Source organism: Halomonas bluephagenesis, from assembly GCF_054790765.1.
The window spans coordinates 2,616,581-2,629,637 of sequence record NZ_CP133631.1 but is presented as its reverse complement, the minus strand read 5'-3'; the positions used below and the strand labels follow the sequence as shown (position 1 = coordinate 2,629,637).

The 13,057-nt window shown below is 55.1% G+C and carries 12 protein-coding genes; 8 read left to right on the top strand and 4 right to left on the bottom strand.

Annotation, left to right across the window (positions count from 1 at the left end):
* Window positions 1–21: 21 nt before the first annotated feature.
* From REH51_RS11840 to REH51_RS11825, 4 genes are all read right to left on the bottom strand, one after another.
* Window positions 22–1,059, bottom strand: a complete 1,038-nt coding sequence (locus REH51_RS11840) for a methylenetetrahydrofolate reductase (RefSeq protein WP_143759770.1) — start codon at window positions 1,057–1,059, stop codon at window positions 22–24.
* Window positions 1,049–1,531, bottom strand: coding sequence for a methylenetetrahydrofolate reductase C-terminal domain-containing protein (locus REH51_RS11835; protein ID WP_009724182.1), 483 nt, complete (start codon window positions 1,529–1,531; stop codon window positions 1,049–1,051). Before REH51_RS11835 ends, REH51_RS11840 begins: the two co-directional genes overlap by 11 nt.
* 60 nt (window positions 1,532–1,591) lie before the next feature.
* A complete protein-coding gene (locus tag REH51_RS11830; protein ID WP_009724181.1) occupies window positions 1,592–2,770 on the bottom strand; it encodes a glycine cleavage T C-terminal barrel domain-containing protein in 1,179 nt (392 codons plus the stop codon).
* A gap of 253 nt (window positions 2,771–3,023) precedes the next feature.
* Window positions 3,024–3,515 carry an Lrp/AsnC family transcriptional regulator gene (locus REH51_RS11825; RefSeq protein ID WP_009724180.1) on the bottom strand — a complete coding sequence of 164 codons (492 nt, stop codon included), beginning with the start codon at window positions 3,513–3,515 and terminating at the stop codon, window positions 3,024–3,026.
* A 253-nt stretch (window positions 3,516–3,768) separates the two neighbouring features.
* Here REH51_RS11825 and REH51_RS11820 point away from each other — a divergent pair, with 253 nt between their 5' ends.
* The 8 genes from REH51_RS11820 (at window position 3,769) to REH51_RS11785 (ending at window position 13,053) form a co-directional block, all read left to right on the top strand.
* Entirely contained in the window at window positions 3,769–4,803 is a 1,035-nt protein-coding gene (locus tag REH51_RS11820) for an aminoglycoside phosphotransferase family protein (RefSeq protein ID WP_498935829.1), read from the top strand.
* 23 nt (window positions 4,804–4,826) lie between these two features.
* A complete protein-coding gene (locus REH51_RS11815) occupies window positions 4,827–6,044 on the top strand; it encodes an ABC transporter substrate-binding protein (RefSeq protein WP_498935827.1) in 1,218 nt (405 codons plus the stop codon).
* Window positions 6,045–7,727 (top strand): ABC transporter permease, encoded by a 1,683-nt coding sequence (locus REH51_RS11810; protein ID WP_009724177.1) that lies wholly within the window; start codon window positions 6,045–6,047, stop codon window positions 7,725–7,727.
* On the top strand, window positions 7,724–8,359 hold the full coding sequence (locus REH51_RS11805; RefSeq protein ID WP_498935825.1) for an ATP-binding cassette domain-containing protein: 636 nt from the start codon (window positions 7,724–7,726) through the stop codon (window positions 8,357–8,359). Before REH51_RS11810 ends, REH51_RS11805 begins: the two co-directional genes overlap by 4 nt.
* Window positions 8,360–8,378: 19 nt before the next feature.
* On the top strand, window positions 8,379–9,053 hold the full coding sequence (locus REH51_RS11800) for a TIGR04283 family arsenosugar biosynthesis glycosyltransferase (RefSeq protein WP_009724175.1): 675 nt from the start codon (window positions 8,379–8,381) through the stop codon (window positions 9,051–9,053).
* Window positions 9,043–9,675, top strand: coding sequence for a TIGR04282 family arsenosugar biosynthesis glycosyltransferase (locus tag REH51_RS11795; RefSeq protein WP_009724174.1), 633 nt, complete (start codon window positions 9,043–9,045; stop codon window positions 9,673–9,675). The genes REH51_RS11800 and REH51_RS11795 overlap by 11 nt, the downstream gene beginning before the upstream one ends.
* Window positions 9,676–9,751: 76 nt before the next feature.
* On the top strand, window positions 9,752–11,896 hold the full coding sequence (locus REH51_RS11790; protein ID WP_009724173.1) for a dihydrolipoyl dehydrogenase family protein: 2,145 nt from the start codon (window positions 9,752–9,754) through the stop codon (window positions 11,894–11,896).
* Window positions 11,896–13,053 carry an FAD-dependent oxidoreductase gene (locus REH51_RS11785; protein WP_498937749.1) on the top strand — a complete coding sequence of 386 codons (1,158 nt, stop codon included), beginning with the start codon at window positions 11,896–11,898 and terminating at the stop codon, window positions 13,051–13,053. Before REH51_RS11790 ends, REH51_RS11785 begins: the two co-directional genes overlap by 1 nt.
* Window positions 13,054–13,057 lie beyond the last annotated feature (4 nt).

Here is a 13,057-nt window from a genome sequence, read left to right as displayed (position 1 = left end):
CGTTCCGCGTTTATGCGCGTCTCACCCGGAATTGAGCCCCACTGGCGATTCATGTGGCGCCTCAAGTAGCGGGTCGCTCCCCGGAAACCATGGCCGCCGCTCGCGCAATACGCCGGATTTCTCAATGATGTCGGCGACCGCAGATTCCTGGCGATGAGCCATTACGTGGACGCCACTCACGCCTTGTATCTCTCGCAATTTCTGAATTAACTCGATACATATCTGACGTCCTTCCTGCTTCTGATCTTGAGCGCCTTCCAGACGTTTAATCACGGTGTCAGGAATATGCACGCCCGGCACGTGATCCCGCATCCAGTTTGCTGCGCGTGCTGATGCCAGCGGCCCAACACCTGGCAAAATAAAGCACTTTTCGAGTAGCCCAAGATCTCGTGAGCGAGCCATGAAGACTTCAAATCGAGGTAGGTCGAAGCAGTACTGCGTTTGAATGAATTGCGCACCTGCCGCAATTTTTTTAGCCAATCGATAAGGCCGAAAATCCTGCGGCGGAACAAATGGGTTTTCAGCTGCCCCCAAAAACACCTGCGGCGGATCACTTATTTTTCGGCCGCTAACGAACGCCTTTTTGTCACGCAACCCGGCGATAACCTCTAGTAAAGACATAGAGTCGAGGTCAAACACGGGCTTTGCTTCTGGATGGTCTCCTACCTGAACGCCATCCCCCGTTAGGCATAGGATATTGTTGATACCCAATGCAGCGGCACCCAACACATCGCCTTGAATGGCAATTCGATTTCTATCTCGACAGGAAACCTGCATTACCGTGTCGTAACCAACGCGTGACAACAGTGCACACATTGCCACGCTGGACATATGGCAGTTGGCACCGGAGCCATCTGTAGCATTCATGCTGTCCACGTAACCGTCAAAGACGCTCGCCCGCTCATATACATCTTCAGGGTTCGCAGAATCGGGAGGTGCCAGCTCACTGGTTACTGCAAAATAACCAGCCTTTAATACCCGCTCCAGTCGGCCGGCAGAGCTATATGACATTGGCCCTGGGACTTGACGGTCATCGCCTTTCTCGTGGTTAATCATCATGCTCACCCCGCTTATGTTGTGGCGCTTCTTCCGCCGCCTTTCGCGCCACCCGCAGCCAGGACGAGCTCCCCTGCAGACGATGATCAACCGGCAACTGAACAGCGTGTATCTCGCCGCCACCCTGCATCTTCTTACTGCCCTCCCAGGCGTCTACCCAGACACAGCGCTTATCGGGAAGCACTTCACAATTTCCGTTCTGCAAGACGCCGCCACAAGGGCCATTTCGCATGCTTTTCGGGCAGTTCATAGGGCACGACATGCCCGTAGAACTGAGCGCGCACTGGCCACACATCTTGCAATCGAACAGCAGCTCCTTAGAGAACTTTTCCAGCGTATTAACGGTTTTTTCTGCTCGCTGGTAGCCCATCCACTTCCATAGTGGCGCTAACTTGACCACCACTGGCTCGAACAGGCGATAAGTAACCTCGAAAAACCTTGCGTGGCGCACGACCCAACGACGAATGGAATACATAAAGCGCTCCTGTGACTACTATGCGAACGAGAGCAATCGCCCTCGGCCACGCGCTTGCTCTTATGCGGATACGGCGAGCTTCTTTTTGGGGTCAAAGAAAGGTTTCTCGACAACAATGGCCCGAGCTGATCCGCTGGCGGTACGCACTTCCAGCTCTGTTCCAAGCTCGGCATATTCAACCGCCACCATCGCCAGCGCAATATTCTGCTCCAGGCGCGGGGAGTAAACAGCGGAGGTTACTTTACCGATGGTTTCGCCATTGTGCTCAAGCGGCCAGAAAGAAGTGTTTGGCCCTTTCAGTGGCGCGGCGTCAATCCATAGCCCAACCTGTTTACGGCTCACACCTTGGGCCTGGATGCGCTGCAAAGCAGCTTTGCCAATAAAGTCGGCCTTCATGTCCAGGGCTACTAGACGATCCATGCCCAATTCGTAAGGGTTGGTATGCATGTCCGCATCCGCATGATAGGAAAGCATGCCACCTTCGATGCGACGGATTGACGACGTATGCCCAGGCTGCAAACCAAAGGGCCGCCCTGCTGCCATGATGGTCTCCCAGAGTTCATCTCCCCGCGAACCATCACGCAAATAGAGCTCGTAACCCAGTTCACTCGACCAGCCGGTTCGCGACACAACCAGCGGAATTCCGTTCAGCTCAACCTCGCGCAACCAGAAGTAGCGAAGATCCATGATGCTGTCACCAAACAGTACCTTCATCACGTCACCGGAGCGTGGCCCCTGTAACTGCAAAGGAGAGACATCCGGTTCGTTGATCGCCACATCCAGCTCAGAGTAAACAGCAAGCCCCTGCGCCCACAGCAACATGTCGCTGTCGGCTAACGATATCCAAAAGTGGTTCTCTGCCAGTCGAAGTAGAATCGGATCATTCAGAATACCGCCCTCGGCATTGGTCATCAGGATGTATTTACACTGACCAACGGCCATGGAGGACAAGTCGCGCGGCGTCATCATCTGCACAAATTCAGCGGCATCCGGGCCGGTAATTTCCACCTGACGCTCGGCAGCGACATCACACAAAATCGCGTCATTCACTAAATTCCAGAAGTTTTGCTCGGGATCTCCGAATGCGCGAGGGATATACATATGGTTGTAGACCGAAAACGCCGTTGCGCCCCAGCGAACGGTTGCATCAAAGTAAGGCGACTTACGAATCTGTGTACCGAAACCAAAATCGTCTTCCTTATTGATGCTAACCACTTTATTTAATGTTGCGTCTGGCATGCTAACCACCTTGTTTTTGTAGTGTTTTATATACTGGCGAACGACTAAGCGTTCGGTATATGCACTATAGGGGTACATGACGTGCCGACGCGGCCTAAAAAGCCGGTTTGAAAAGTCTGAACAGACCAAGTTTTGATGGCTTGGTAACAAGTGATAATGCAGCCTGTTTCACTCGCCATATCTAGCAGGGTGAATTGAAGAGGGTCTGGGGTTAGAAGACTAAAAGCAGTCGTGAAACTGCCGCTGGCGTTGCCTAGCGGCTTTTATCCGTCATCAGACAAGCGAGATTCAACTGGGTCGACTTTACTTCTCGGGTAGTGATATACGTCATATAACGTTCTACTCCCAACTCTGGGGCGAGAAGGCCGTCTATCACCTGCTGAAACGCGTCTAAACTTGGGGTCACAACTTTCAAGACATAATCCATGCCTCCGCCCGTCGCAATACACTCGATAATTTCATCCACTTGACTGATGTAACGCTCAAAACGCTCGAACGCCGATTTCTGATGCTCCTTAAGAGAAACAGTCACCACCACCTTAGAGGCGTTCGCGATTTGATTGAGTGCGATGTCGGCATGGTATCCGCGTATGAGCCCCGCCTGTTTCAAACGGTTAAAACGCACCCAACAGGGTGTGGGAGACAGATTGACCAACTCTGATAACTTCATTTTGCTGAGCGGGCCATGTTGTTGTAATGCGCAAAGAATGCGGATATCCGCCGCATCAATAGCAGTTTTTTTCATTAATTCTCAGCTCTAAATAAGCAGTAGCAATCGTCCGATGAATGCCAGCAAAGAATAAAGATCGCATCCTAAGTTATCATCAGCAAACTCACCGCTAGGCAACCATTTTTTAGCACATAGGTAGGCTATCAATACGTATATTTTAACGCCTCTTAGCTGCGCCTTGATCACTCTTTACGACAGAACATGTAAGGTTGGCGACAATACTGCCACTAAGTGGCATTGCTAAACATATACCGACACGGACGAAGCTATGCCAACACCATTAGCGGCGCGTTTGCAGACACTGGAAAACACCCTGCAACAGGCAAAGATCGCTTACCAGTCGCTTTCACCGATGGCGGACACCGGGCTTGCCCACGACCATGTTTGGATGCAACGCGATGGCGATGACTGGGTCGCGCGACTGCCCAAGCAGAGCCAGATGAACCTAGCCCCGGCCGATAACCTGGCCTATGAAGCCGCCTGCTACGAACGCGCCAGCGAGAGTGGCCACGTGCCCCGTTTGCATGACATCTTACCCGTGAGCGACGCCCTGCCCCGTGGCGGGCTGCTGGTCGATGCCATTGAGGGACGTTTGGCGCAGCTGCCGGAAGATTTGCCGCGCATTGCCGAAACCCTGGCCAGCCTGCATCAGTTGCCCCCGCCAAGCCAACCTGCTCCTCTGCTCGCCCCCAATGACCCTTGGCAGGCCATGCTTGAGGAAGTCAGCCGCCAAGCCGAGTGGCTGGGAAAAGCCAACTTGAGTAGCGATGTTATTGCACGTGTTCGTGACGAGCTGGAAGCGCTGCCCGTCACGCTACCCGATGCCGAGCGCTGCTTGATCAGCTTTGATACACACCCTGGCAACTTTTTGATCACTGAAGAGGGACGCGCGGTGCTGGTGGACTTAGAGAAGTGCCGCTATGGCCTACCGGGTATTGATCTTGCCCACACCTCGCTTTACACCTCGACCACCTGGGACATTAACAGCCAGGCAGTGCTTACTCTGGAAGACGTCGTCGCTTTTTATCAGCGTTGGCAAGCTCATGTGGGTAAATCACCCAGCGCGGAAACACTGGTTGCCTGCCGACGTGCCACTTGGCTGTGGTCATTAACATGGTGCGCCAAATGGCGTGCCCAGCATTTGCAAAGTAAAGATGCCGAGCACCGTGGCCAGGACTGGTCAGCAGAACTCACCGATGCTGACGTCATTGCCCATGTTCGCGACCGGGTCGAGCACTATTTATCACTGCCGATTATTGAGCATGTTCATAATGAACTTCTCCACCTAAAAGCATCTCTATAACCAACTGATTTTAAAGGTGTACGATGAAACCACGCACCACTCTAATGACCGCTGTCGCCACTGCCATGTTGTCACTGGCGCTGCCCGCCATGGCGGCTCCAGATCCCAATGATTGGGATGCCGTACTGCAAGCCGCCGAAGGCCAAACCGTTTACTGGAATGCTTGGGGCGGTGATGCACGCACCAATCGCTATATTGCTTGGGTGGCTGAGCAAATGCAGGCCGAATATGGCATCGAGGTGGAGCACGTTAAACTAGAAGACACCAGTAACGCCGTAGCGCGGGTTCTAGGCGAAAAGCAGGCCAGCAACCATGATAATGGCAGGATCGACCTAATCTGGATTAACGGCGAAAACTTTGCCGCCATGCGTGAACAAGACCTCCTATTTGGCCCCTTTGCCGAATCCCTGCCTAATTTTTCTTTGACTCACTCCGATGAAAATCCAGAAGTGGTTACCGACTTTACGTTGCCTACTGAAGGCTATGAGTCTCCTTGGGGAAAAGCACAAATCACTTTCTACTACGACAGCGCTCAAACTGAAACGCCACCGCAAAGTATTGCGGATTTACTGGAGTGGGCCAAAGATAATCCTGGGCAGTTCAGCTACCCGCGTATTCCCGATTTCACCGGCAGCACCTTTTTAAAACAGGCGTTAATTGAATTATCGAATCAAGATGACGCCCTTTATGCGCCAGTGGTTGAAACAGAGTTTGCAGAGATCACCACACCTCTGTGGGATTATCTGGATGAGTTACACCCATACCTGTGGCGTAGCGGGCGCAGCTTCCCTGAATCGGGCCCTAACCTGCGCGCATTGATGAGCGATGGAGAGCTCAGCTTAGCCTTCTCCTTTTACCCGACAGATGCCGCTGTCGCGGTGATGGAGTATGAGCTTCCAGAGAGTGTGCGCAGCTATGTGCTGGAAGGCGGCACCCTAGGAAACGTTCACTTTGTCGCGATTCCCTATAATTCTCCTCATAAAGCAGGCGCGATGGCGCTAGCCAACTTCCTGCTTTCACCAGAAGCACAGGCACAGAAGCAGTCGCTTAGTATGTGGGGCGACCGTACCGTATTGGCAGTCGGTCAATTAGATGAAAACGACAAGGCACTGTTCGAACAAGGGGAAATCCACCCATCAGCACTGCCCGCTGATGCGCTTTCCAACACCCTGGCCGAACCTCATCCCAGCTGGATGACAGCTCTACAGGATGCGTGGCTTAAGCGTTATGGCGTTAATTAATTGATCCTTCGGCTAGCCTCTATACTGCTTATTGCGCTTTTGGTTATTCCAGTAAGCGCGGGCCTTGGCATGGTGTTGCTACCTGCCTTTGGCTATTTACCGGTGCTCGGGGGAGACACGGTTCATCTAGAAGCATGGCATGCTCTATGGGGGCGTGCGGGTCTCCACCGTTCCGTACTGCTGAGCTATTTTAGCGGTCTGGTCACCACCTTGGTGGCACTATTTATCGTGGTGCTGTTCCTGGCAGCTAGCCAAGGAACCTGGATTGACCGCGCCATTCGGCGAATGGTCTCACCGCTGCTGGCCATTCCCCACGCAGCCGTGGCATTCGGGCTCGCCTTTTTAATTGCGCCTTCAGGCTTGCTGGTGCGCTGGGCCTCTCCTGGACTCACTGGGTGGGAACGCCCACCTGACCTGCTGATCGTCAACGACCCGTTAGGGCTTGCGCTAATGGCGGGCCTGATACTCAAAGAAGTGCCCTTTTTGCTATTGATGAGTTTAGCTGCGCTCCCTCAGTTGCGCCCTGAACAACGTGTCACCTTGGCGCGATCGCTGGGCTACGCGCCTGGCATTGCCTGGCTTAAGTGCGTTTTCCCTGCGCTTTACCCATTGATTCGCTTGCCGGTTTACGCCGTCATTGCCTACGCCACTTCGGTGGTGGATATGGCGTTGATTCTTGGCCCTACCCTGCCACCCACGTTGAGTGTTTCGGTGCTCACCTGGTTTAATGATCCCGATTTAAGCCGCCGATTTATGGCGTCTGCCGGTGCCGTGCTGCAGCTCGGCGTTACCCTGGCGGCACTGCTTACCTGGTGGCTTGGCGAACAAGGGGTCAAGTGCCTCTGTCAGCGCTGGTTGGCCAACGGCTCGCGGACATCAGGGTCAACGGCAATTGCGTTTGGCGGCCGCGCGTTGCTGTTAACCGTCACTCTGCTGGCGATAAGTGCCTTAGCCGGGCTGGCGCTGTTTTCGGTGGCGGGCTTTTGGCGCTTTCCGGATGCGCTGCCGGGCACGTTCACACTGGATCATTGGCAGCGCATTCTGCCCGGCGTGGCAACACCGCTGATGAATACGCTGAGTGTGGGGCTGGCCGCGACGCTTATCGCCGCGGTACTGGTCGTGGCAACATTGGAACATGCAGCGCGCCACCACTTGCCTGCACTGCGTGCTCAATGGCTGCTTTACCTACCGCTCATTGTGCCTCAAGTAGCCTTTCTGTTTGGCTTAGTGGTCGCCGCTGAAAGCATTGCCATCCGCCCTCAGCACGCCTTGGTGGTGGCCGTTCATTTGTTGTTTGTGGTGCCGTATCTCTATTTATCGCTGTCAGAGTCCTACCGGCGGCTGGACCCACGCTGGGTACAGGTGGCACTGTCGCTGGGTGTTCCACCCTGGCGAGCTTTCTGGCAAGTGCGTCTGCCACTGTTATTGGCCCCGCTACTCACCGCCTGCGCAGTGAGCTTAGCCGTCAGTATTGGCCAGTATTTGCCAACACTGCTGCTGGGGGGTGGTCGCGTACCCACCATCACTACCGAAGCGGTTGCCATGGCGTCTGGTGGCAATCGAAGACTAGTGGCGGTATTAGCGCTGTTGCAGGCGCTGCTGCCCTTTATTGGCTTTAGCCTAGCACTCATGATTCCCCGCCTTGTATGGGCAAAACGCCACCAGATGCGAGGAGCTGCATGACCCCCAACCTTCAAACGCTGCATATCAAACAGATGTCTATCACGCTGACAGGCGAAACATTGCTGGCAATGCACCGTGACATTGCGCCTGGCGAAGTATTAACCGTGATGGGCCCTTCCGGCTCAGGCAAGTCTACGTTGCTGGCCTATCTGGCAGGCTTTTTGTCCCCCGCCTTTCAGGCTCAAGGTGAACTCTATCTGGGTGATAAACGTCTAGATCCCCTGCCCGCCGAACAGCGTGGCATTGGCCTGCTGTTTCAGGACCCGATGCTATTTCCCCATTTAAGTGTGGCGGGGGATTGTCGCTTTGGCCTGCCACACCGTGCCAACGACAAACGCCAGCAGGTTGCCCAAGCGTTGAATCAAGTGGGGCTGGCGGGCTTTGAAAACCGCGATCCGGCGACTCTTTCCGGCGGCCAGCAAGCCAGGGTGGCGCTGATGCGCCTGCTGCTTTCACAGCCCCGTGCCGTGCTGCTGGATGAGCCGTTTTCCAAACTGGACACCGCACTGCGCCAGGAGATGCGTACGCTAGTGTTCGGCCAGCTTCGGGAAGCAGGCCTGCCCACCCTGCTGGTCACCCATGATGAAGCCGATGCCAATGCCGCCGGAGGACCAATCATTGCCCTTGGCTAACCCAGGTGCGAAATCACCTATGCTTAGCATTGTGATCCCCATGCTGAATGAGGCTGCAGGGATTGAAACGGCACTAGCCGCGCTGCAGCCACTGCGAGAGACCGTTGCGGAAATCATTGTGGTCGACGGGGGGAGTACCGATGACAGCGTGGCGCTGGCCACCCCGCTAGCGGATACACTACTGACGAGCGCCCCTTGCCGAGCACGGCAGATGAACCTAGGCGCAAAAAGCGCGCGCTCAGCGGCGCTGCTATTTTTACATGCTGACACTCGGCTTCCTGAAGGGGCCTGCAAGCTGATCTTCCAATCGCTAAGCACAAATTGCTGGGGACGGTTTGATATTCACCTTGAGGGAAAAAGCCGCTGGCTGCCTCTCGTTAGCATTCTGATGAACCTACGCTCACGGCTAAGCGGTATCGCCACTGGCGATCAGGGCATGTTCCTACGCCGAGCGTCTTTTGAAGCGGTCGGCGGCTTTCCCGAACAACCGCTAATGGAAGATATCGAGTTAAGCAAGCGCCTAAAGGCACTTTCTCCCCCCGCCTGCCTACGCACCAAAGTGATAAGCTCAGGCAGACGCTGGGATCAGTTCGGCGCCAGGAAAACTATTTGCCTGATGTGGCGGCTGCGTTATTGCTACTGGCGCGGTGTCAGCGCCACCCAACTGGCCAAGGAGTATCGCAATGCCCGTTAAGTCTCCAGTGCAGCCCCATCTACATCTGCTGGCCAAAGCGCCGCTGCCTGGGCAGGCGAAAACGCGCTTAATTCCTTGCCTTGGGCCAGAAGGTGCGGCGCAAGCCCATGCCACCATGGTTCGCCACTGCGTTGCCACCGCCTGCCAAGCACTGGGATCGCAACACGTCACATTATGGACTTCCTTAGAGCATCAGCACCCTTTGTTTGTGGAGCTACAGGCTCACTACGGCATATCGCTCGCCGCTCAACTTCACGGCGATGTGGGAATGCGCGTACGTCATGCACTGAATAGCACTCAAGGTCCATCGATGGTGATGGGCACTGATTGCCCTAGTATCACCGTTGCGATGCTTAGGCAGTGCAGTGCAGCGCTTAAAGACGTGCCAGTGGTGATTTTACCTGCCGAAGACGGCGGCTATGGGTTGATCGGCACTCATGACGATCATCCTAGCCTCTTTAAGAACATACCTTGGGGAACCGAGCAAGTGCTCCAAGTCACTCGACAGCGGCTTGAAGCGCTGTCCTTAGAAGCCATCTTTCCCGACACCATGTGGGATATTGACCGCCCAGAAGACTGGCAGCGCTGGCAACAAACACTGAAGCACGCAAACAGCCTGTAAGGATTTCGCTCTTTACGTCACTGTTACTGAACGAATGTTCGGTTTCTACCACCACTTTGCCCTAACGGAGCCTGCCATGAACCGTCAGCGCCTGCTGATTATCACCCTGCTGCTACTGGCCGTGCTTGGCTTTTACGTGAGCGGTGCCCATACGTTCTTCACCTTGGAAACCCTGCAAACCTATCGCAGCGATTTCCAGGCTGCATTCCAGCAATCCCCTTGGCAGGTTGCGGGCATTTTCTTTGCGGTGTATGTGGTCATGACGACACTATCGCTACCCGGCGCGACACTCCTCACATTGCTAGGTGGCGCACTGTTTGGCCTCGGTTGGGGGCTGTTAATTATCTCCTTTGCCAGCACCATCGGCGCAACGCTAGCCTTTTTACTTTCTCGATTCCTGTTTCGACAACCGATTGAAAAGCGTTTTCCTCGCCAGTTCGATACGGTCAATCGTGGCGTTGATAAAGACGGAGCTTTTTATCTTTTCACCCTTCGCTTAGTACCGATATTCCCTTTCTTTATGATCAATCTGGTGATGGGCCTAACGCGGCTTAAAACAGTCACCTTCTATTGGGTAAGCCAGCTAGGCATGCTGCCCGGCACCGTGGTTTACGTGAATGCGGGCGGTCAATTGGGTGAACTTGAAAGCCTGGGCGGTATTATTTCTCCTGGGCTTTTGGCCTCGTTTGCGCTGCTGGCAGTGTTTCCTTGGATAGCTCGCCGTATTGCGCTACTAGTACAAAAGCGCAATGCCTATCGTGGTTTTAAGCGCCCATCCCGCTTTGATTACGACATTGTGGTCATCGGCGGGGGCTCGGCGGGTCTCGTCACTAGCTATATCGGCAGCGCGGTAAAAGCAAAAGTGGCGTTGGTAGAAAAGCACAAAATGGGCGGCGACTGCCTGAATACCGGCTGTGTCCCTTCAAAGGCGCTAATTCGTGCCGCCCACGCTGCCCACGAAGTACGTACAGCACATCGCTTTGGCGTTAACGCTAGCGAGCCAGATATTGATTTTGCCAAGGTGATGGGGCACGTACACCAAGCCATTACTGATATTGAACCCCACGATAGTGTCGAGCGTTACACCAAACTGGGCGTTGAGGTGTATCAGGAACATGCCACCCTGATATCTCCTTGGGAAATCAACATCGGTGATAAAACCCTGACCGCGCGCCATATTGTGCTAGCCACTGGCGCGCGCCCCCGAATACCACCGCTTCCCGGCATCGAGCATGCACCACTGCTCACCTCAGAAAACCTGTGGTCACTCACGGAGTTGCCTAAACGCTTGGTCGTACTGGGCGGCGGAGCAATTGGCTGCGAGCTCAGCCAGAGTTTTGCCCGCCTGGGCAGTCAGGTCACGTTGGTGGAGGGTATTCCGCAGTTGCTAGGCCGAGAAGACCAAGACGTAGGCGAACACGTGGAGCGCACGCTCACCCAGGAAGGCGTTAACGTAATGACCGGCGCCAACGCCTTGGAAGTAAGCCAAGATGGCCCCGGACATCAACTGGTGGTAGAGCACAATGGCCAGCGTACCACCATCGAATTTGATTATTTGCTCGTCAGCGTTGGCCGCCAAGCCAATGTTGAAGGGCTGGGTTTGGAAGCCCTGGGAATCACCACCACCAACACTGGCACGCTGGAACTCAACGAGCGTCTGCAAACTCGACTGCCCAACATTTGGGCCTGCGGCGACCTAGCAGGCCCCTATCAACTCACGCATGCCGCTGCCCATCAAGCGTGGCATGCAGCCGTCAATGCACTGTTTGGTGAGTTGAAAAGCTTCGCAGTAGATTATCGCTTTATGCCTGCCGTCACCTATATCCAGCCGGAAGTAGCGCGGGTCGGGCTCAACGAAAAAGAGGCCATCGCTAAAGGCGTGGCGTTTGAAGTCACCCGCTATGCCATGAGTGAAAGCGACCGCGCTATTGCCGAGGGCGCGACAGACGGGTTTATCAAGGTGCTTACTGTGCCCGGTAAGGACAAAATCCTTGGTGCGACCATCGTGGCTGAAAACGCCGGAGAATGGCTAGGAGAATTCACCATCGCCATGAAGCATGGCCTGGGACTTAACAAGCTACTGGGCACTATCCACCCCTATCCCACCCTTGGTGAAGCTGCCAAAGCCACCGCTGGCGTGTGGAAAAATGCCCACAAACCCGAGCGTATTCTCACCTTGTTGGAGCGGTATTTCCGCTGGCGGCGTGGTGCGGCAAAATGATGCCCTCCATGAAAGATCTCGTGCTGATTGGCGCGGGCCATGCCCATGCCTTCGTGCTGGAAGCCTTTGCTCAGCATCCAGATCCGTCAATCGCTATCACCGTGGTTAGCGACAGTGCCCTGTCAGCCTATTCTGGCAGCGTGCCAGCGTGGCTGGCAGGGGAATGCTCGCTACGCGAAACACAAATTGATGTAGCGGCGCTATCGAAAAGGGCAGGCTCTCGTTTAATCACCTCGCCCGCAGTGGCTATCGATCCCACCAAGCGCCGGGTAACACTAGCTAACGGCGAGGTGATCCATTTTGATGTGGCTTTTTTTAACGTGGGCTCTACGCTGCAGTTGCCAGAAAAGCATGGCGAACAGCCCCCCTACTTGTTGGCGATGCGACCGCTTAGTTCACTGCACTACCGCTGGCAAGTGCTAAGAGAGAAAGTCGACCAGTTCCCGCCTGGTTCTACACAGCAGGTGGTGAGCGTAGGCGGCGGCGCAGCAGGCTGCGAAACCTTAATGAGTGTGATGGCGCAGCTTCGTCAACAGCGGCCCGACATTACTTGGCAAGGCACGCTAGTCAGCGCATCAACAACACTGCTACCCGACGCGGGTCATCTGCCCCGCTGGTTAACCCAACGTGCACTGCGCCGGGCAGGCATTACGGTGCTTCACGGCGTGCGTGGTCAGGCGCTGATAACGGGTGGCGTACACACCTCTGAGGGCGAACTCATTGACGCAGATATCGTGTTGTGGGCGACCGGTGCCGTTGGCCAGTCTTGGTTGCAAGACACCGCTCTGCCGCTGAATCAGCGGGGATTTATCCAGGTGAATAAGACACTTGAGGTAACAGAAAAGCCGGGGCTTTTTGCTGCTGGAGACTGTGCAGCTTTCAACCCGCCGCTGCACTCTTCCCCACTGCCCAAGGCTGGCGTTTATGCGGTGCGCATGGGGCCACTGCTCGCCGACAACCTTCGCGCCGCCTGCCACAGTGAACCACTAGCCAACTGGAAGCCACCAAAACGCGTACTGGCACTGATTGGCACTGGCGACGGCCATGCGATTGCCAGCAGAGGTGCCATCGGCTTTTCAGGCCGCTGGGTGTGGGAATGGAAAAAGCGGATTGATGCGCGCTTTATTGCACGCTTCAATCCGCCTTTTAAACACTAAATTA